The sequence below is a fragment of the Streptomyces sp. NPDC053427 genome, from assembly GCF_044544985.1.
GTDB lineage: Bacteria > Actinomycetota > Actinomycetes > Streptomycetales > Streptomycetaceae > Streptomyces.
In genome coordinates, this window is record NZ_JBITYA010000016.1 from 1 (window position 1) to 17,589 (window position 17,589).

General features: G+C 71.9%; 16 protein-coding genes and 1 rRNA gene. 13 read left to right on the top strand and 4 right to left on the bottom strand.

Translation table 11 applies throughout. The annotated features are described in order from the left end of the window. Positions 1-93, top strand: a 5S ribosomal RNA gene (rrf, locus tag ACIGWZ_RS35315); the annotation flags it as partial. 55 nt (positions 94-148) lie between these two features. Here the strand turns inward: rrf and ACIGWZ_RS35320 are convergent. Continuing rightward, positions 149-1,135 carry a ketopantoate reductase family protein gene (locus tag ACIGWZ_RS35320; protein ID WP_400071394.1) on the bottom strand — a complete coding sequence of 329 codons (987 nt, stop codon included), beginning with the start codon at positions 1,133-1,135 and terminating at the stop codon, positions 149-151. A 151-nt stretch (positions 1,136-1,286) separates the two neighbouring features. Then, entirely contained in the window at positions 1,287-2,537 is a 1,251-nt protein-coding gene (locus tag ACIGWZ_RS35325; protein WP_400071396.1) for an acetyl-CoA carboxylase biotin carboxylase subunit family protein, read from the bottom strand. A gap of 201 nt (positions 2,538-2,738) precedes the next feature. Here ACIGWZ_RS35325 and ACIGWZ_RS35330 point away from each other — a divergent pair, with 201 nt between their 5' ends. The 12 genes from ACIGWZ_RS35330 (at position 2,739) to ACIGWZ_RS35385 (ending at position 14,875) form a co-directional block, all read left to right on the top strand. Continuing rightward, positions 2,739-3,410: a sensor histidine kinase gene (locus ACIGWZ_RS35330; RefSeq protein WP_400071398.1), complete on the top strand. Its 672-nt coding sequence runs from the start codon at positions 2,739-2,741 to the stop codon at positions 3,408-3,410. Continuing rightward, positions 3,407-4,105: a response regulator gene (locus ACIGWZ_RS35335; RefSeq protein ID WP_400071400.1), complete on the top strand. Its 699-nt coding sequence runs from the start codon at positions 3,407-3,409 to the stop codon at positions 4,103-4,105. The genes ACIGWZ_RS35330 and ACIGWZ_RS35335 overlap by 4 nt, the downstream gene beginning before the upstream one ends. Positions 4,106-4,336: 231 nt before the next feature. Continuing rightward, positions 4,337-5,716 (top strand): LLM class flavin-dependent oxidoreductase, encoded by a 1,380-nt coding sequence (locus ACIGWZ_RS35340; protein ID WP_400071401.1) that lies wholly within the window; start codon positions 4,337-4,339, stop codon positions 5,714-5,716. A gap of 9 nt (positions 5,717-5,725) precedes the next feature. Then, positions 5,726-6,895 carry a pyridoxal phosphate-dependent aminotransferase gene (locus ACIGWZ_RS35345; RefSeq protein WP_400071403.1) on the top strand — a complete coding sequence of 390 codons (1,170 nt, stop codon included), beginning with the start codon at positions 5,726-5,728 and terminating at the stop codon, positions 6,893-6,895. After that, positions 6,885-7,859, top strand: a complete 975-nt coding sequence (locus ACIGWZ_RS35350) for a 3-methyl-2-oxobutanoate hydroxymethyltransferase (RefSeq protein WP_400071405.1) — start codon at positions 6,885-6,887, stop codon at positions 7,857-7,859. The genes ACIGWZ_RS35345 and ACIGWZ_RS35350 overlap by 11 nt, the downstream gene beginning before the upstream one ends. After that, a complete protein-coding gene (gene ectB / locus ACIGWZ_RS35355; protein ID WP_400071407.1) occupies positions 7,856-9,181 on the top strand; it encodes a diaminobutyrate--2-oxoglutarate transaminase in 1,326 nt (441 codons plus the stop codon). Before ACIGWZ_RS35350 ends, ectB begins: the two co-directional genes overlap by 4 nt. Beyond that, a complete protein-coding gene (locus tag ACIGWZ_RS35360; RefSeq protein WP_400071409.1) occupies positions 9,178-10,158 on the top strand; it encodes a diiron oxygenase in 981 nt (326 codons plus the stop codon). Before ectB ends, ACIGWZ_RS35360 begins: the two co-directional genes overlap by 4 nt. Position 10,159: 1 nt before the next feature. Continuing rightward, a complete protein-coding gene (locus tag ACIGWZ_RS35365; protein ID WP_400071410.1) occupies positions 10,160-11,389 on the top strand; it encodes an MFS transporter in 1,230 nt (409 codons plus the stop codon). After that, a complete protein-coding gene (locus ACIGWZ_RS35370; protein ID WP_400071411.1) occupies positions 11,382-12,122 on the top strand; it encodes a TSUP family transporter in 741 nt (246 codons plus the stop codon). Before ACIGWZ_RS35365 ends, ACIGWZ_RS35370 begins: the two co-directional genes overlap by 8 nt. An 88-nt stretch (positions 12,123-12,210) precedes the next feature. Then, the gene (locus tag ACIGWZ_RS35375) at positions 12,211-13,083 is read left to right on the top strand and encodes an NAD(P)-dependent oxidoreductase (protein WP_400071413.1); all 873 of its coding nucleotides are present in this window, start codon (positions 12,211-12,213) and stop codon (positions 13,081-13,083) included. After that, complete coding sequence (locus ACIGWZ_RS35380; protein ID WP_400071415.1) at positions 13,080-14,363, top strand: ATP-grasp domain-containing protein; 1,284 nt, start codon at positions 13,080-13,082, stop codon at positions 14,361-14,363. Before ACIGWZ_RS35375 ends, ACIGWZ_RS35380 begins: the two co-directional genes overlap by 4 nt. Further along, the gene (locus tag ACIGWZ_RS35385; protein ID WP_400071416.1) at positions 14,360-14,875 is read left to right on the top strand and encodes a flavin reductase family protein; all 516 of its coding nucleotides are present in this window, start codon (positions 14,360-14,362) and stop codon (positions 14,873-14,875) included. The genes ACIGWZ_RS35380 and ACIGWZ_RS35385 overlap by 4 nt, the downstream gene beginning before the upstream one ends. Before the next feature lie 254 nt (positions 14,876-15,129). Here the strand turns inward: ACIGWZ_RS35385 and ACIGWZ_RS35390 are convergent, their stop codons facing one another. Then, positions 15,130-15,999, bottom strand: coding sequence for a 3-hydroxybutyryl-CoA dehydrogenase (locus tag ACIGWZ_RS35390; protein ID WP_400071418.1), 870 nt, complete (start codon positions 15,997-15,999; stop codon positions 15,130-15,132). After that, positions 15,996-17,588: a malate synthase A gene (gene aceB / locus ACIGWZ_RS35395; RefSeq protein WP_400071420.1), complete on the bottom strand. Its 1,593-nt coding sequence runs from the start codon at positions 17,586-17,588 to the stop codon at positions 15,996-15,998. Before aceB ends, ACIGWZ_RS35390 begins: the two co-directional genes overlap by 4 nt. Position 17,589: the final 1 nt, after the last annotated feature.

The window sequence follows — 17,589 nt, forward strand, 5'->3', positions numbered from 1 at the left end:
ACGCCCGGTTACATTTCGAACCCGGAAGCTAAGCCTTTCAGCGCCGATGGTACTGCAGGGGGGACCCTGTGGGAGAGTAGGACGCCGCCGAACAATCTTTGTGGGAAGCCCCGCACCTTATGGTGCGGGGCTTTTCCGCGTTCGGGGCTCATATGCGCTTGCTCAATTCCTCGGGCGTCATGTCGCCCGGCTTGCGGTTCTGGCGCGCGCTCTCCCGGGCGGCGTGCTGCAGGGTCGCGTTCACCGGGGTGGGTACGCCGTGCTCACGGCCGAGCAGCACCACCTCGCCGTTGAGGTAGTCCGTCTCGATCGATCCCGTACCCCGTGCCAGGCTCTGCCAGGACGAGCCGCGAACGCGCTCGCCGGCGAGCGGCTGCGGGTCGACCGTGCCGCTGCGCAGCGCGGTGATCTCGGCCCCGCTCGCGTAAGCGATGCCCGCGGCGTCGAGGGCCGCGGCACCCTCGGCCTTTGCCCGGGCGACCAGGTCCTGAGCGGTGGCGTCCGTGGCGGAGCCGCACACGGCCTCGACCACGTTGGCGAGATTGCCGAGGAGTTTGCCGTACTTCCAGCGCATCACGTCCGCCGCCACCGGAGCCAGGAAGCGGGCCTTCTCCAAGTCGTCCGCAATCCGCCGGGCGGTGTCGTCCGTGCCGGCCCCGTACCGGCCGATGACCAGGGCGCCGGTGTACGGGCCGCAGGGTGCGACGACCTCGGCCGGGTTCAGGTGGCTGCTGGGCAGGATCACGCATACGCCGTACACCTCGCGGAAGCGGCGCAGCGCCAGGCGCTCGTTCTCCACTCCGTTCTGGGCGCACACCACAGGCAGGCGCTCGCCCGCCGTGCCGCCGCCCGCCACCGGCTGCGCGGCCCATGTGTCCAGGGCGGCCACGCTGTCCTGGGTCTTGACGGCAAGTACGAGCACGTCGTCCTCGCGTAGTTCGAGGTCTTCGGGCCGCGCCACGACGGGTACGTCGAGGGTGAGCGTGCCGGTGGGGACCGTGAGTCGCAGCCCGTTGTCGCGCAGCGCCTCGTAGTGTGCGCCGCGGGCGACCAGGACGACGGACCGGCCGCTTTCGTGCAGCCGCCCCCCGATCGAACCGCCGACTGCTCCGGATCCGATGATGATGTAGCGCATCCCGCTCCCCGGCTCTCCGCTCCCCGGCTCTCCGCTCCCCGGCTCTCCGCTTCGGGCGTCGCACAAGATCCTGCAAGGCCGTACGAGATCGTGCAAGGTCGTACGGGGCCGTAGCAGGTTCCGTGCAGGCCGAAGCGGGTTTGTTCCGCGGTCAGTTGAGGGCCGCGGGTCCGTCCTCGCCGGGGAGTCCGGTCCACCGCACCCCCGCGGCGTACCACCGGGCGAGTTCCTGGGCGTTGCGCTCGACCTCGTGGTCGTCGGCACCGGTCAGGACGTAAGCCGCCAGGTAGTGAGCGGACTTCACGCCCCCTTGGTATGCCGTGCCCACCGTGGCCCGCAGGCGTTCCTCCACCACGAAGGGCGGGGGATCCTTGGGCAGGGCCGCGAGTGTGCCCCGTTCGGGGTAGAAGACGACCCAGCCCGCGCTCTGTCCGGGCGCGACGCCGTGCACCCCGGCATCGGTCAGGGTCTGCGGGGCGACCTGGGCCCGGAACCACTGCTCGTCGAGGTTGAAGCCGGTGGCGGCGCGGATGGCGGGGGCGGTCAGCGCGCCGCCGGTCCTGCTGGCGATCTCGCACAGTACGAGGCGGTCGTCCGGCGTGTGGAAGACCTCCAGGTGGAAGGTGGTGCATTCGGGGGTGGGCAGCGCGTCGAGGACCTTTCGCGCATAGCCGATGAGCCGGTCCGTCAACGGGTGGTCGCGGGTGAGTTGTGCCGAGCCCAGGTATATCCCGTCGTGGAAGGAAAGGCAGTCGTTGAGGTAGCGCGAGGCGAACAGGGCCACCGGTTCCCCCGCCGCCACCAGCCCGTCCACCACGTACATCTGGCCCTCCACGAACCGTTCCACCTCGGCGTGTTCGGGCAGGCCCTCGGTGAGGAGCCGGGCCAGGTCCGCGGGGCCGCGCAGCACCTGGGTGCCGGTGGAACCGGAACCGAAAGCCGGCTTCACCACCACGGGGTAGCCGTGCTCGCGGACGAAGCCGAAGAGGTCGAAGGCCACGCGTACCGGGGCGAACTCCGGTACCTCCAGGCCGCTTCGGCGCACCAGGTTCTTCATGTGGACCTTGTCGCGGAACGCGAGGGTGCTGGCGTAGTCCTGGCCGGGTACGCCGAGCAGCTCCCGCAGCCGCGCGGCGCGCAGCAAGTCGCTCTCCATGCGGGCGATCACCGCGCCGGGCGGCATGCGCTCGGCGAGGTCGAGGGCCGCGCGTTCCGCGTCGCCGCCGTGGAGGTAGCCGGGGACGGAGACGGCGCCCGGAACGTGTTGGTACTGCGGGAATACGGTCTCGGAGACCAGGAGGTGCGGCTGTACGCCCGTATCAGCCGCCCACTTGTCGTACGGAGTGTCCGCATAGTCGCTGTTCACAAAAGCCAGAACACTGCGTTCTGCTTCGGACTTCATCAGCACCTCCCAGGACTCCTGAAAAGCACGCACCGGCCGCGTGCGGCATCAAGGCTAGAGGCGTGAGCCCAGGTCAGGGACGTCCCGGCAGATACCTCGGCTTTACCTCGGAAAGATTGTTCTGCTCATTCTGACCGTGTAGGAAGAGCAGGGAACTCAAGATCCTGATCTTGCGCATGTACTGCATGTACTGGGGGGAAGTTGAAGAACCAACGAATTCTCGCCGCAACGCCGACGGCTCGTGACCATGAACTGGCGAATTGCCTGCACACCCTCGCGGGCCTGCTCGATCTGGAAATGTACGCACGGGCCCGGCAGTTCGTCGCGGAGCTCTCGGGCGACCCCGTACCGGAGCGGGACCGCGCGCCGGAGCCTCACTTACCGCAGGGACGGCGGCCCGAGCCGCTCCTCCGTGCCCTTCTCGCCGGCAAGCGGGCGGCCGCGGCCGAGCGGGGCGTCACTCTCCGGCTCGCCGACAGGCCGCCACCGTCCCGCCCTGCCGTCGCCTCGCGCGACCTGGTGACGGTGCTCGGCAATCTCATCGACAACGCTGTCGACGCGGCGGCCGCGCACCCGGCGGCGAAGCCCTTCGCCGAGGTCGGCATGTGGGCGGAGCCCGGCGCCACGGTGCTGAGCGTCGCCGACAACGGGCCGGGTGTGCCGACCGCCCTGCGAGCGGCGGTGTTCCGCGATGGCTGGTCGACGAAGAAGGCGCCGCCGCATCGCGGCCGGGGCGTCGGCCTCACGCTCGTCCACGGCGTCGCACGACGCTACGGCGGCTCGGTCCGGCTGACCGAACGGCCGGGCGGTGGTGCCGTGTTCACGGTCCGACTGCCCAAGAATCCGCCCGTGGCGGCGGGAGTGGCACCGTGATCGACGTCCTGGTCGTGGACGACGACTTCTACGTCGCCGAAATCAACTCCCGCTATGTGTCCCGCATTCCGGGATTCCGTGTCATGGGCCGGGCCCACACGGCCGCCGAGGCGCTGAGGGCCGTCGAGCGCGGCAGCGTCGATCTGATGCTGCTCGACCACTACCTTCCCGACGAGGACGGGCTGCAGCTGGTGCGCAGGCTCCGCCGGCTCGGCCACGAGACCGACATCATCATGGTCTCGGCGGCCCACGAGGCGGAGCAGGTGAGCTCGGCGCTGCGCAACGGCGTCCTGCAGTACCTGGTCAAACCGTTCGGTTTCGAGGCGATGCAGGCCAAGTTGACGTCCTACGCGCAGATGCGTGACCGCCTCGGCCGCTTCGACTCCCTGGGCCAGGGCGAGGTGGACGAGATCTTCGGTACGCTCCACGCGCCGGTCCAGGCGGAGCTGCCCCCCAAGGGGTACTCGACGGCGACCACCGAGCGCATCCGCGACGTCCTGCACCGGGCCGGCAAGGCGCTCTCCGCGCAGGAGGTGGCCGACCTCACCGGAGTGAGCCGCTCCACCGCGCAGCGCTACCTCAAGCACCTGCAGGAGCGCGGCAGCGTCCAACTCGCCCTGAAATACGGGGGCGCCGGCCGCCCCGAGCACCACTACGAGTCCGCGCACGGCGCCTCCCGCGCGCGCCCGCGCTGAGCGCACACCACGAGGACGCCGGTGTCGCCGGGCCCCGCACCCCGAAGGGTGCGGGGCCCGCGCCGTTCCGCCGGCGCCGTCGGGGCGGTGCAGCGCGGTAATCAAAAGAAGCAGAAGGAGCTTTCCGCAGTAAAGGCACAGTGCACGCAGAACCGTGCCCCCACTCGGCTCCTGCTCTAGCGTCCGTCTCGATCCAAAGCTCCTCACCTGCAAGGACACCGGAGACCTGCTATGGGTGCGACACGCCGTACGCTCCGTCTGGGAGCCTTCCTCCTGGCCCCCGGCTACCACGTGGCCTCCTGGCGGCACCCCACGGCCCGCGCGGACGGCGGCCTGGACTTCGCTCACTACCGCGAGCTCCTGCACACCGCCGAGCGCGGCAAGTTCGACATGTTCTTCGTCGCCGACGGGGTGGGCATCCGCACCCCGTACCGCAATGCCGACGAGCTGAGCCGATGGGGCCGCTTCCTCCAGTTCGACCCGCTGACGCTGCTGTCCGCCCTCGCCGTGCACACCACGCACATCGGTCTCGCGGCGACCGCGTCGACGACGTACAACGAGCCGTTCCACATCGCGCGGAAGTTCGCCTCGATCGACCACCTCAGCGCCGGCCGGGCCGCCTGGAACATCGTCACCTCGGTGACGGACGCCGAGGCGAAGAACTTCAACCGCGACTCCCAGCCCGACCACGCCTCGCGCTACCACCGGGCCAGGGAGTTCATGGAGGTCGTCACCGGCCTGTGGGACAGCTGGGACGACGACGCGTTCGGATACGACAAGGAGTCCGGGCGCTACTTCGAGCCCGAAAGACTGCATGTGCTCGACCACAAGGGCGAGCACTTCTCGGTGCGCGGTCCGCTCAACGTGGCCCGCCCGCCGCAGGGTTACCCCGTGCTCATCCAGGCGGGCGCCTCCGCGGACGGCCAGGACTTCGCCGCCCGCTGGGCCGAGGTGATCTTCACCGCCGCCCAGACCCTGGACGAGGCCCGGACGTTCTACCGCGGCATCAAGCAGCAGGCCGCCGCCTACGGGCGCGACGCCGACCAGATGAAGGTGATGCCCGGTCTCTTCCCCGTGATCGGCCGTACCCGCGCGGAGGCCGAGGACAAGTACGCCGTACTGCAGGAACTGGTCGACCCGGTCGTCGGGTTGGGGCTGCTCACCCAGCTCCTCGGCGACGTCGACATCTCGGGCTACCCGGTGGACGGGCCACTGCCCGAACTGCCGCCCACCCAGGGCAGCACCAGCCGCCAGCAGCTCGTCTACGACAAGGCGCGCCGCGAGGGTCTGACGATCAAGGAGCTGTACCGGTCCCTGACCGGGGGCCGCGGGCACCGCATCGTCATCGGCACCCCCCAGGACGTCGCCGACCTCATGGAGGAGTGGTTCACGGGGGAGGCCGTCGACGGCTTCAACGTCATGCCGCCCGTGGTCCCCGAGGGCCTGGACGACTTCGTCGACCTCGTGGTGCCCGAGCTGCAGCGCCGGGGCCTGTTCCGCACCGAGTACGAGAGCACCACCCTGCGCGGCAACCTCGGCATCGACCGGCCCGCCCGAGGCGCCGCAGCCGAACTCCCCCTCAGCACGGGCCCGTTCCCATTCCAGGAGTGAGCACCCCCCATGCCCTCGTTTGCCAGAACCCTCAACGAGATACCCCCCTCCCCACTGGTGACCGTCGACCGGCTGCTGCGCTCCGGCGCGCACGCCGAACCGGTGCCGTTGCAGCAGGGCAGGACCGTCTTCGAGCCCTGTGCGCGGCCGAGCACCTGGGAGCGTGCGGAGTTCGGGATCGCGGCCCATGAGCACGCGCCGCCCGCCGGAGTCCCCGCGCTGCGCTCGGCGTTCGCCGAGGCGGCGAGCCGACGCCGGGGCACCCCCGTCGACCCCGGGCAGGTCCTGGTGACGAGCGGCGCCACGCACGCCATCGCGGTGACCCTGCACGCGATCCTGGGCGCGGGGGACGAGGTCCTCATCCTCTCCCCGCAGTGGCTCTTCGCCACCGGCCTGGTGTGGGCGGCCGGCGGGACGCCGCGCGAGGTCCCGGTCTTCCTGGAGCTGAGCGAGGACCCCGGCTTCGACTTCCTCGCGGCGATCGAGCGGGCCGTGGGGCCGCGCACCCGGGCGATCTACTTCAACAGCCCCAACAACCCGACGGGCTTCCGCCTGGACGAGCAGGCCCTGGGCGGGCTCGCCGAGCTGGCCGCGCGGCACGACCTGTGGCTGATCGCCGACAACGCATACGAGAACTACGACTTCAGCGACGGCGGCTTCCTCGACACGGCGACCGTTCCCGGGGCGGCCGAGCGCACCTTCTCGGTGCACAGCTGCAGCAAGACCTACGCGATGCCCGGCGCCCGCGTGGGCCATCTGATCTCGCCGCCCGGCGCGGAGGAGATCCTCACCAAATGGTCGCTGCACACGCTGTACTCGGTGTCCACGGCCGCGCAGTACACCGCGTTCCGGGCGCTTGCCACACCCGCCGACGAGCTCGCGCGGCGCCGGGCGGCGGCGGAGCGCGCATGGCGACTCGCCGACGCCGCGCTGGACATCCCGCACACCCGCATCGCGGGCGGGCTCTACACCTTCCTCGACCTGAGCCGGTACGGCGACGGCGCGGAGTTCGTGCGTCGCTGCGCCGAGGCGGGGGTGGGACTCGCACCGGGCCGGGTGTTCGGCGCCCACTGCGACGGCTGGGCCCGGCTCTGCTTCACCGCCGCACCCGAAGAGGCGGTCGCGGACGCCATCGGCCGTATCAACAAGATCTACTGGGAGGGCGGCCATGACCGTTGACACCACCGTGGCCAGGCCGGCGGCGGCTGCCGGGCTGGCTCCGTATCTGCACCGGTACGACAGCCCGGCACAGCTCGGACTCAAGATCAACGCATATCGGGGCTACGAGGTGGAAGGCCTCGCCGAGGCGCTGCGCGCACCGGACCTGCACGACGCCCCCGTCGAGTGCGTGATGGTCGGCGACTCGTACTTCATGACCCACCTGGGCCGCAGCGGCACCACGCTGACCGGCGACGACGAGCAGGAGTGGGGCCTTGCGACCCTCACCGGCCTGGTGGCCGAGGTACGCAAGGCGCTGGACGCCGAATTCCCGTCGGCCAGACGGCCGTTCCTGCTCGCCGACCTGCCGGACGGGACGACCCGCGGCCCGGCCGCGGCCCGGGCCGCCGCCGACCGGTTCGTCGCGGCCGGCGCGGACGCCGTCAAGATCGAGGTGGCGGGCGAGGGCGAGTTCGCATGCATCGAGGCAGTGGCCGCGACCGGCACGCCCACCCTGGCGCACCTCGGCTACACCCCGCAGAGCGGCAGCCTGACCCGGCACGGCGACGCCTTGGACGGCGCGCTGGCGCTCTTCGCGCAGGCCCGCAGGGCCCGGGCCGCGGGCGGCTGCGGACTGATCATCGAGATGGTCAGCGAGGCCGTGAACCAGGCGCTGAGCCGGCCGCACCCCGAAGGCCTTCCGCTGTACTCGGTGTTCAGCGGCCGGGCCCGCTGGGGCGGCCAGAGCCTCAACCTCTGGGACGCCGTCGTACGCCCCGTACCGGGCGGCCGCTACTTCCCGCCGACCCCGGTGATCGACGCGTCCGAGGTGCCGGAGCGCTACACCCCGGAGCTGATCGCCGATCGCATGCGTGAACTGCTGCGGCTCAGTGTCGCCGGCTGGTTCCCGCTCTCCCCGCGCACCGCCCTGACCCCCCGTGAGACGGCCGAGATCACCGGCATCGACCCCTGGAGTGCCTCATGACCACCGCCGAACCGGTCGCCGAGGGATCGGCGACCCCCGGATCGGACACGGCCGTCTTCGACGAGCTCGAATCGGCCGTACGCACCTACTGCCGGCGCTTCCCCGCCGTCTTCACCCGGGCTTCGGGACACCGGATGTGGGACGCGGACGGCCGCGAGTACATCGACTTCCTGTCGGGCGCCGGTGCGCTGAACTACGGCCACAACCCGCCCGAGGTGCGCGCCGCCCTCATCGACTACCTCCAGGCCGACGGGCCGGTCCACGGCCTCGACCTGCACACCGGCGCCAAGGCCGCGTTCCTGCACCGCTTCCGCGAGGTGGTGCTCGCGCCGCGCGGGCTCGACCACCGGGTGCAGTTCACCGGGCCGACCGGCACCAACGCCGTCGAGGCGGCGTTCAAGACGGCCCGCCGGGTCACCGGACGCACCGACATCATCGCCTTCACCGGCGGCTTCCACGGCCTCTCGCTCGGCGCGCTCGCCGCGTCCGCCACCTCGTTCAAGCGCGGGGCGGCCGGGGTGCCGCTCGGGCACGTCACGCGGATGCCGTACGAGGGATACGCGGGTGAGGGCGTCGACACCATCGACTACCTCACCCGGCTGCTCGACGACCCCGGCAGCGGCATCGACCTGCCCGCGGCCTTCGTGGTGGAGACCGTGCAGGGCGAGGGCGGCCTCGCGGCGGCGAGCGCGCCGTGGCTGCGCAGGCTCGCCGACGTGGCGCGCGAGCGGGGCATCCTGCTGATCGTCGACGACATCCAGGCCGGGTGCGGGCGCACCGGCACCTTCTTCAGCTTCGAAGAGGCGGGCATCGTCCCCGACCTGATCTGCCTGTCCAAGTCCATCAGCGGCTTCGGCCTGCCCATGGCCCTCGTCCTGGTCCGCCCCGAGCACGACCAGCTGGGCCCCGGCGAGCACAGCGGCACCTTCCGCGGCAACAACCTGGCCTTCGTCACCGCCACGGCCTGCCTGGACCGCTGGGCGGATCCGGAGTTCGCCCCGCAGGTGCGGCGCAACGCCGCCGCACTGGAGGACCGGCTCACCGAGCTGGCCGCCAAGTTCGCGGATCTCGGCTGCACCGTGCTGGGCCGTGGCCTGATCCGCGGGCTCGGTTTCACCGACCCGGCGCTCGCGGACCGGGTGTCACGGGACGCCTTCACGCGCGGGCTCCTGGTGGAGACGTCCGGCGCCCGCGGCCAGGTCCTCAAGATCATGCCGCCGATCGTGGCGGACGCCGAAGAGCTGGCGCCCGGCCTCGCCCTCCTCGCCGACGCCATCGCGTCGGCGGCACAAGCGCACGTATCCGAAGGGGACTTGAGTTGAGCATCGCCGAGCACGAGCAGACCATCGAGGGCGACCACGAGGACGGCCACGCGCACGGCATCGACGAGAGCGTGCTGCGCCGGATCGCCGACTCCTGGCCGCGGCGCGCCACGATCCGCACCGATCTGGACCGGATATCGGAGCCGGAGGAGTACGACGAGCAGCTGCCGGACTACCCGGAGCGCCTGCTGCCGTTCGCCGAGCACCCCCTGTACCTCGCGGCCACGCCCGAACAGCGCCAAAAGGTCCTCACCATGGCCTGGCTGGTCTACAACGAGCGGGTCATCGCGGCCGAGGAGCACGTCGCCAACCCGACCTTCGCCATGATCATGCACGGCGCCTTTCCCGGTGCCGACAGCGTCCAGCTCAAGCGCGCCGTCCAGCAGACGCATGTGGACGAGGTCTGGCACACGTACATGCACATGATCGCGATGCAGCGCACCCGCGAGGTCCGGGAGATCACCGGCGAGCCCGCCTACCCGCACACGGTCACCTACCGCCGTCTCCTGGAGGCCGACGCGAAGGTGTCGGAGCGCTGGGAGCGCGACCTGCTGAAGCTGGTGTGGACGACCGTCTCGGAGATCAGCGTCAACGCCTATCTGGAGCTGCTCTCGCGCGACAAGACCGTCCAGCCGCTGCACTCCCTGGTGCCCCGGCTGCACGCCCGCGACGAGTCGGCGCACTCCTCCGTCATGGTCGAGGTCGCCAAGGCGCTGTATGTGCACATGAACGCCGAACAGCGCCGCGCCTTCGTAGACTCGCTGCCCACGGCGCTGCACGCCTTCGTGGAGCAGGACTTCGCGGTGTGGCCCGGCATCCTGCGGGCGGCGGGGTTCGAGAAGGCCGACGAGATCGTCGAGGACTGCCGCCGCCAGGCCGGCACCGGCCTGCTGGTGCGCGACTTCTCCGGGGTGCGGCGCATCGTGCGCGAGATGGAGCTCGAGGACCAGGTCGACTTCGACTTCGGGACCGAGTGACGTGAAGCTCACCGCGGGCGGCCGTCGGCTTGCCGCCGCAGCGCTCGTCCAGTCGCTCGGCATCGGCCTGTTCATGGCGAGCTCCATGGCGTACTTCACCCGCCAGGTGAACCTCTCGGCGAACCAGGTGGCCTCCGGGCTCGCCCTCGCCGGTGTCGTGGCCCTGGGGATCTCGCTGCTCGGCGGGGTCCTCGCCGACCGGTACGGGGCACGGCGGGTACTCGCCGCCGTGTACCTGGGGCGGGGGGTGTGCTGTGCGGCGTACGTCTTCGTCACGGACTTCTGGCAGTTCATGGCGGTGACGCTGTGCGCGGTGGCGTGCGACCGGGCGGGGCCTCCGGTGCTCCAGGCACTGGTCGCCGTGGCCCTGCCGGAGCGTCAGGAGCGCACTCGGCTGCTCGCGGTGGTCAACGTCGTACGCAACTGCGGACTCGGGGTCGGCGCGATGGCGGCCGGTGTCGCGCTCGCCAGCGACACCCAGGCCGCCTACCGGGTCACGCTGGTCACGATCGGGCTCGCCTTCCTCGGCGGTGCGGTGCTCGTGCTGCGGGTGCCCGAGCTCGCCGCGCCGACGGTCGAGGCGGCCCCGGAAGGCGCAGCGGAACGGCCGGTCAAGAGCCGGGTGCTGCCCGACGCGCGCTATCTGACGCTGACCGGGCTCAACTTCCTGCTGTTCTTCTTCGACACGATGCTGCTGGTCGCGATGCCCGTGTGGATCCTGGAGCACACGGATGCCCCGCGGGCCACCGTGTCCGTGCTGTTCGCGCTGAACACCGTGCTCGTCGTGATGCTGCAGATCCCGGTCAGCAAGCTGGCGACCGGCCAGCGGCGTACCACCCGGATGCTGACGTGGACGGGCGCCGTGCTCGCGGTGAGCAGTCTGTGCTTCGCCGCGTCCGGCTCCGTCGCGGGCGGGCCCGCGGTGGCGTGGCTGGCCGCCGCCGTGGTGACGCTGTCCCTGGCCGAGGTGATCGCCAACTCCGCGGTGTGGGACCTGTCCATCGCTCTGGCCCCCGAGGAGCAGCGCGGACGCTATCTGTCCGTCTTCAATCTGAGCGTGGCCGGACAGCGGGTCCTCGGCCCCGTGCTGGTCACCGGGCTGCTGCTCAGTTCGGGTTCGCTCGGCTGGGTGGTGGCCGCGGCGGTGCTCGTGGTGGCGGGCGGCGCGGCCGAGCGGGTCGCCCGTACGGCCGGGGAGCGGATGCGAGTCGGGGTGCCCGTCGATGCATGAACTGCCCATCCTCGTCTGCGCGTCCGTCGCGGTGTTCCTCGGCGCGCTGGTCCAGGGCAGCCTGGGAGTGGGGCTCGCCCTGGTGTCGGCGCCGGTGGTGCAGATCACCGCGCCGGGTCTCATGCCGGGCTCACTGCTCCTGGTCGCCGCCGTCCTGGCCGCGCTCGGGGCGGCCCGGGAGATCTCCCACACCGACTGGCACGGCGTCTCCTGGGCGCTGGCCGGGCGGATCCCGGCCACGGCGGCGGCCTCGTACGTGATTCTCGTGGTCTCGGGGCCGACGCTCGACCTGCTCTCGGCGGGCATCACCCTAGGCGTCGTCTCGCTCCTCGCCTTCGACCCGGCCCGGCTGCCCAGGAACCGGGGCACGCTGTTCGCCTCCGGCGCGGTGGCGGGCCTCATCGGGACGACGTCGTCCATCGGCGGGCCGTTCACCGCGCTCCTTTACCACCAGGAGCCCGGGCCCAAGATCCGCGGCACCCTCGGCGTCTTCTTCACGGCGGGGACGCTGCTCTCGCTCGGCTCCCTCGCCGTCGTCGGCCGTCTGCCCAGCCGCCAACTGGCCTTCGGGGCCCTGCTGTTGCCCGCAGTGGTGGCCGGATTCGCGCTGTCGGGGCCGGTCCGGCGGCGGGTGGACGGCGGCGGCCGGATGCGCGCCGGAGTGCTCGCCCTCGCGGTCGTCGCGGCGCTCGTCCTCATCGTCCGGGGGCTGGTTGCCCTCAATACGGGATGAGAGCGGCGGTACGCCACGACCGCGCCGGAACGGCATGAGCGCGTCCGCCCGGACGCGCGAGCAACACGTACGGAGAAAGGAACGGATCATGCGAGTGGGATGTGCGGGACTGGGGTCCATGGGCGGTGGGATGTGCCGCCGGCTCGCGGAGCGCGGGTTCGACGTGGTCGCGTACGACGCCGATGCGAGCGTCGCCGCAGCGGCCGGCACGCACCCGGGCGTGCGCACGGCGGCGTCCGTCGCCGACCTGGCCGCGCCGGTGGTGGTCACCATGCTCCCCGACGGAGCGGCCGTTCGGCAGGTGGCCGAGGAGCTGCTCCCGCACCTCGCCGCCGGCTCCCTGATCGTCGACACGGGCTCCTCGGCACCCCAGGACACGCTGGCCCTCGGCCGCGCGGCCGCCGCGTACGAGGTGTCCGTGGTGGACGCGCCGGTCTCCGGCTCCCCGGCCGCCGCGCGCGCGGGTGAGCTGACGCTGATGGCCGCGGGCGAACCCGGGGACGTGGAGCGGGCGGAGCAGGTGCTCGGCGCGCTCGGCACGGTGTACCGGGTGGGTCCCGCCGGTGCGGGTCACGCGCTGAAGGCGCTCAACAACCTGCTCTCCGCGGTCAATCTCGCCGCGGTCGCCGAGGTCATGCTCGCCGGGCGGGCGTTCGGCCTCGAACCCGCGGCGATGCTGGAGGTGATCAACGCGTCCACCGGCCGCAACCACGCCTCGCAGACCAAGCTCCCCGACCATGTGCTGCCCGGCACCTTCGACTCGGGCTTCGCGCTGCGCCTGATGCTCAAGGACATCCGCATCGGCACGTCGCTGCTCGATTCCGCGGGCGGCCCCGCCGCCTTCGGCCACGCCTGCCAGGAGCTGTGGGAGAAGGCGCACGACGCACTGCCGGCGGGCGCCGACAACGTCGAGGTCGTGCGCTGGCTGGAGAACGCATCGGGACGGGAGCTGCGCGCATGACGCACGAGAACGCACCGCGGATCGCGGTCATCGGCGGCCAGGTCGCCACCCTGAAGAAGGCGCGCCAGGCCGGCTTCGACATCGTCTGGGTGTACGGCCCGCACGAACTCGACCCGGCGGGCCTGGAACTGGTGGCCGAAGCCCACCTCACGGACTACCGCGACCCGCAGGCCGTCGCCGATCTCCTCGCCGCCGTGCACCGGCACCGGCCGCTGGTCCGGGTCGTCTCGATCATCGAGGACGGCCTGGAGTCGGCGGCGGCCGCGACGACGGCGCTCGGCCTGCCGGGCACCGGCCTCGACACCGTCCGCGTGCTGCAGGACAAGCTGGCCTTCCGGACGCTGCTCGCCGAGCGGGGCATCGAAGGGGTCGCCGCCCGGCTGGGGCACGACGAGGCCGACATCCGCGCCTTCGTCGCCGAGTTCGGGCCCGCGGTGATCAAGCCCCGGTACGGATCCGGCAGCCTCGGCGTGCGGCTGGTGCCGGGCCCCGGCGCGGTCACGGACGTCGCGGCCTGGGCGGCGGAGTTCGGGCTGCACACGTTCGTGATGGAGCAGTATCTGCAGGGCCCCGAGTACAGCGTGGAGGCGTTCAGCTTCGCGGGCGAGCACGTGGTCGTCGCGTACACGGCCAAGGAGAAGCTGGACTCGTTCGTCGAGGTCGGGCACGTACAGCCGGCGGCCCTCGACGCGGACGCCACGGCCCGGATCGAGTCGCTGGTCGCCGGGATGCTGGACGCCGTCGGCGTCGAGGACGGCCCCTCGCACACCGAGGTGATCGTCACCTCCGACGGCCCCCGCCTGGTGGAGTCCCACAACCGGCGCGGCGGCGACCGGATCACCGACCTGACGGGCGAGGTGTACGGGACCGACATCGACGCGCTGGCCTTCCTCTGGTACGCGGGCCGTACCGCGCCCATCACGCCGGGCCCGGCCAGGGGCGGCGGCGCCATCCGCTTCCTGACCGCCGAGCCGGGCGTCGTCGAGTCCGTCACCGGAGCCGACGAGGTGCGCGCCGATCCGCGGGTGGTGGCCCTGCAGCTCTCCGTCGCGCCCGGTGACACGGTGGCCCCCATCGCCTGGTCGTACGACCGGTCCGGGCTGCTCATCGTCCGTGGCGAGTCGGCCGACGACGCGCGCGCCCGGGCCCACGAACTGGCCGCCCGGATCACCGTCAAGACCCGGCCCGACGCGGCGTCGGGCGCCCCGCGCTCCATCGCGGCCGTGGCCCCCCGGCCCGAGCGGCTGATCGGTACCACCCCCTCCGGGACGGGGTCGTGACCACCGCGGCGCCCACGGTCGGCGCCCGTCAGCTGCGCACCGCACTGCGGGGGCACGCCTCCGGCGTCGCGGTGCTCACCGCGGCCACGCCCTCCGGCCCCGCCGGGGTGACGATCACCTCGTTCACCTCGGTGAGCGCGGAGCCGGCGCTGGTCTCCTTCGCGCTCGCCGAGTCGTCCTCGACCTGGGCCAGGATCAAGGACTGCCGGAGATTCGGGATCCAGCTGCTCGGCGCCGCCCAGCGCGAGCTGGCCGAGCGGTTCGCGGCCGCCGGCGTCGACCGTTTCGCGCCACCCACCCGCTGGCACACCGGCCCGCACGGCGTACCGCTGCTCGACGACTGCGCCGCCTGGCTGGTCGGCACGCGCCACCATCAACTCGGTCTCGGCGACCACCAGTTGATCGTCTGCGCCGTGGAGCACGTACGGATCGGTTCCCCGGGCGACAGCCTGGTCCATCTGCACGGGGGCCTGCACGGCGTGGCCGGATCCGACGTCACATCATTGCGATGAGGCCTCGCGTGGAGTGCGTCGCGATCCTCGCGCGGGCCGCGGAGCGCGTCCGGCCCGTGGGTCCGGCCGACGTGCGGTAGGCGCAGTGCGGGCGGCACGGGCGAGAGGGCGAACGGTGGCAGGAACACCCCCGGCGGATACACGACGGCCGGAAGGGGTGCGGAGCGCCCGCACCGGTCGCCCCGCACCCCGCCCTGTCCCCCCGCCCCCTGCAGTCGGGGCCCCTCAGCCCCGACCCGATCGACCCGGGCCCCTCAGCCCCGGTCGTAGAGGTGGAATCCGCGGCCCGTTTTGCGGCCGAGGAGGTTGGCTTCGACCATGCGCAGGAGGAGGGGAGGCGGGGCGTAGAGGGGTTCCTTGAACTCGTCGTGGAGCGAGGTGGCGATGGAGGCGACCGTGTCGAGGCCGATCAGGTCGGCCAGCTTCAGCGGGCCCATCGGGTGTGCGCAGCCCAGCTCCATTCCGGCGTCCACGTCGGCCGGGGAGGCGAAGCCGGATTCGGACATCCGGATCGCCGACAGGAGGTAGGGGATGAGCAGGGCGTTGACGACGAAGCCGGCGCGGTCCTGGGAGCGGACCACGGTCTTGCCCAGTGCCGTGGCGGCGAACTCCTCGGCCGTCGCGGCGACATCCGGTGCGGTGTGCAGCGACGTGACGAGCTCCACGAGGGGCAGTACCGGGACCGGGTTGAAGAAGTGCAGGCCGAGGACGTGGTCGGCGCGCCGGGTGGCCATGCCCAGGCGCATGACGGGGAGGGCCGAGGTGTTGGTGGCCAGGATCGCGTCCGGATCCTCGACGATCTTGTCGAGGGCGGCGAAGACCTCCGTCTTCGCGTCGGTGTTCTCGACGACGGCCTCGACGACGAGCTGCCGGTCGGCGAGGTCGTCGAGGCTGCCGGTGAAGACCATCCGGGTGAGCGCGTCCTCCGCCGCGATCCGGTCCAGTTTTCCCCGCTGGACGGCGCGTTCCAGGGAGACGGCCACCCGCTCACGAGCGGCGCGGGCGGCCACCGCGTTCGCCTCGCAGACGACGGTGTCGAGCCCGGCGCGGGCGCACACCTCGGCGATGCCGGCCCCCATCTGGCCGCCGCCCACCACGCCGACCCGTCGGATGTGCCGGCTCATGAGCGTGCCTCCGCGTGCCGGACGAGGTGCCGGGAGTAGGCATCCGGGGTGAAGAAGGGCGGCAACTCCCGTGCCAGGGCGGTGCGTTCGAGGAGCGAGCGGACCTCGTCGACCCGGGCCCAGGGGTATGCGGCCCCGAGCGCGGCGGTCTCGTCGTCGAGCGCTCGCTGTACCGTCTCCCGGTCGATGACGCGATGTCGCAGCCACTGCCAGATCTGCGCCCGCGCGATCTCGGCGGTCGCCGCGTCCTCCATCAGCCCGTACGGGGCGACCGCCCCACTGCCTCGCAGCCAGGCGTCGAAGTAGCGCAGCGCGACCGCGATGTTGGTGCGCACGCCCTCCTGTGTGGGCGGGCCGCTGATACGGCGCACGGACAGCAGATCCGCGGCGGTGACCTCCACGTCGTCACGGGTGCGCTCGATCTGGTGCGGCCGGTCGCCGAGAACGTCGTCGAAGACGGTGCGGCAGACGGGGACGAGGCCGGGGTGGGCGACCCAGGAGCCGTCGAAGCCGTCCTCCGCCTCGCGTTCCTTGTCCAGCCGGACCGTGGCCAGAGCGGCCTCGTTGGCCTCCGCGTCCTTGCTGGGCACCTGGGCGGCCATGCCCCCGATCGCGTGCGCGCCCCGCTTGTGGCAGGTGCGCACCAGCAGTTCGGTGTACGCCCGCATGAAGGGAGCGGTCATCGTGACCTTCGCCCGGTCCGGCAGCAGGAAGTCGGTGCGGTGCCCGAAGGTCTTGATCAGGCTGAAGAGGTAGTCCCAGCGGCCCGCGTTGAGGCCGGCGCTGTGTTCGCGCAGCTCGTAGAGGATCTCCTCCATCTCGAAGGCCGCGGTGATCGTCTCGATGAGGACGGTGGCACGGACGGTGCCGCGGGGGATGCCGAGGAGTTCCTGGGCGAGGACGAAGACGTCGTTCCACAGGCGGGCCTCGTACCGGTTCTCCAGCTTGGGCAGGTAGAAGTACGGGCCCTTCCCGGCGTCGAGCTGGCGCTGTGCGCAGTGGAAGAAGTACAGGCCGAAGTCGACGAGGGCGGCGGGCACCGGCCGGCCGTTCAACTCCAGGTGTTCTTCGAGGAGATGCCAACCTCGGGGGCGGACCACGAGGGTGGCCACCCGGTCACCCAGGCGGTACGCCTTGCCCTCGGGCGTGGTGAAGTCGATGCGGCGCTCGATGGCGTCGAGCAGGGTGAGCTGGCCGTCGACGATGTTGTCCCAGGTGGGGGAGGTGGCGTCCTCGAAATCGGCCATCCAGACCTGTGCCCCCGAGGTGAGGGCGTTGACGGCCATACGGCGCTCCGGTGGGCCGGTGATCTCCACCCTGCGGTCGCTCAGGCCGGGTGCCGGCGGGGCGATGCGCCAGGAGGGGTCCGCGCGGACGGCGGTGGTGGCGACGGGGAAGTCGAGCGGGTGGCCGGAGGTGAGCCGCGATGCCTGCCGCGTCCGCTCCTTCAGGAGCTCTCGGCGGCGCTCCCCGAAGGCGGTGGCGAGGCGGCCGATGAAGTCCAGGGCCTCCGGCGTGAGGATCTCCTCATGGCGGTGCCCTGGTGCCGCGAGGACCTGGACGCGGTGCGTCAGTGCGCTGGTGGACATG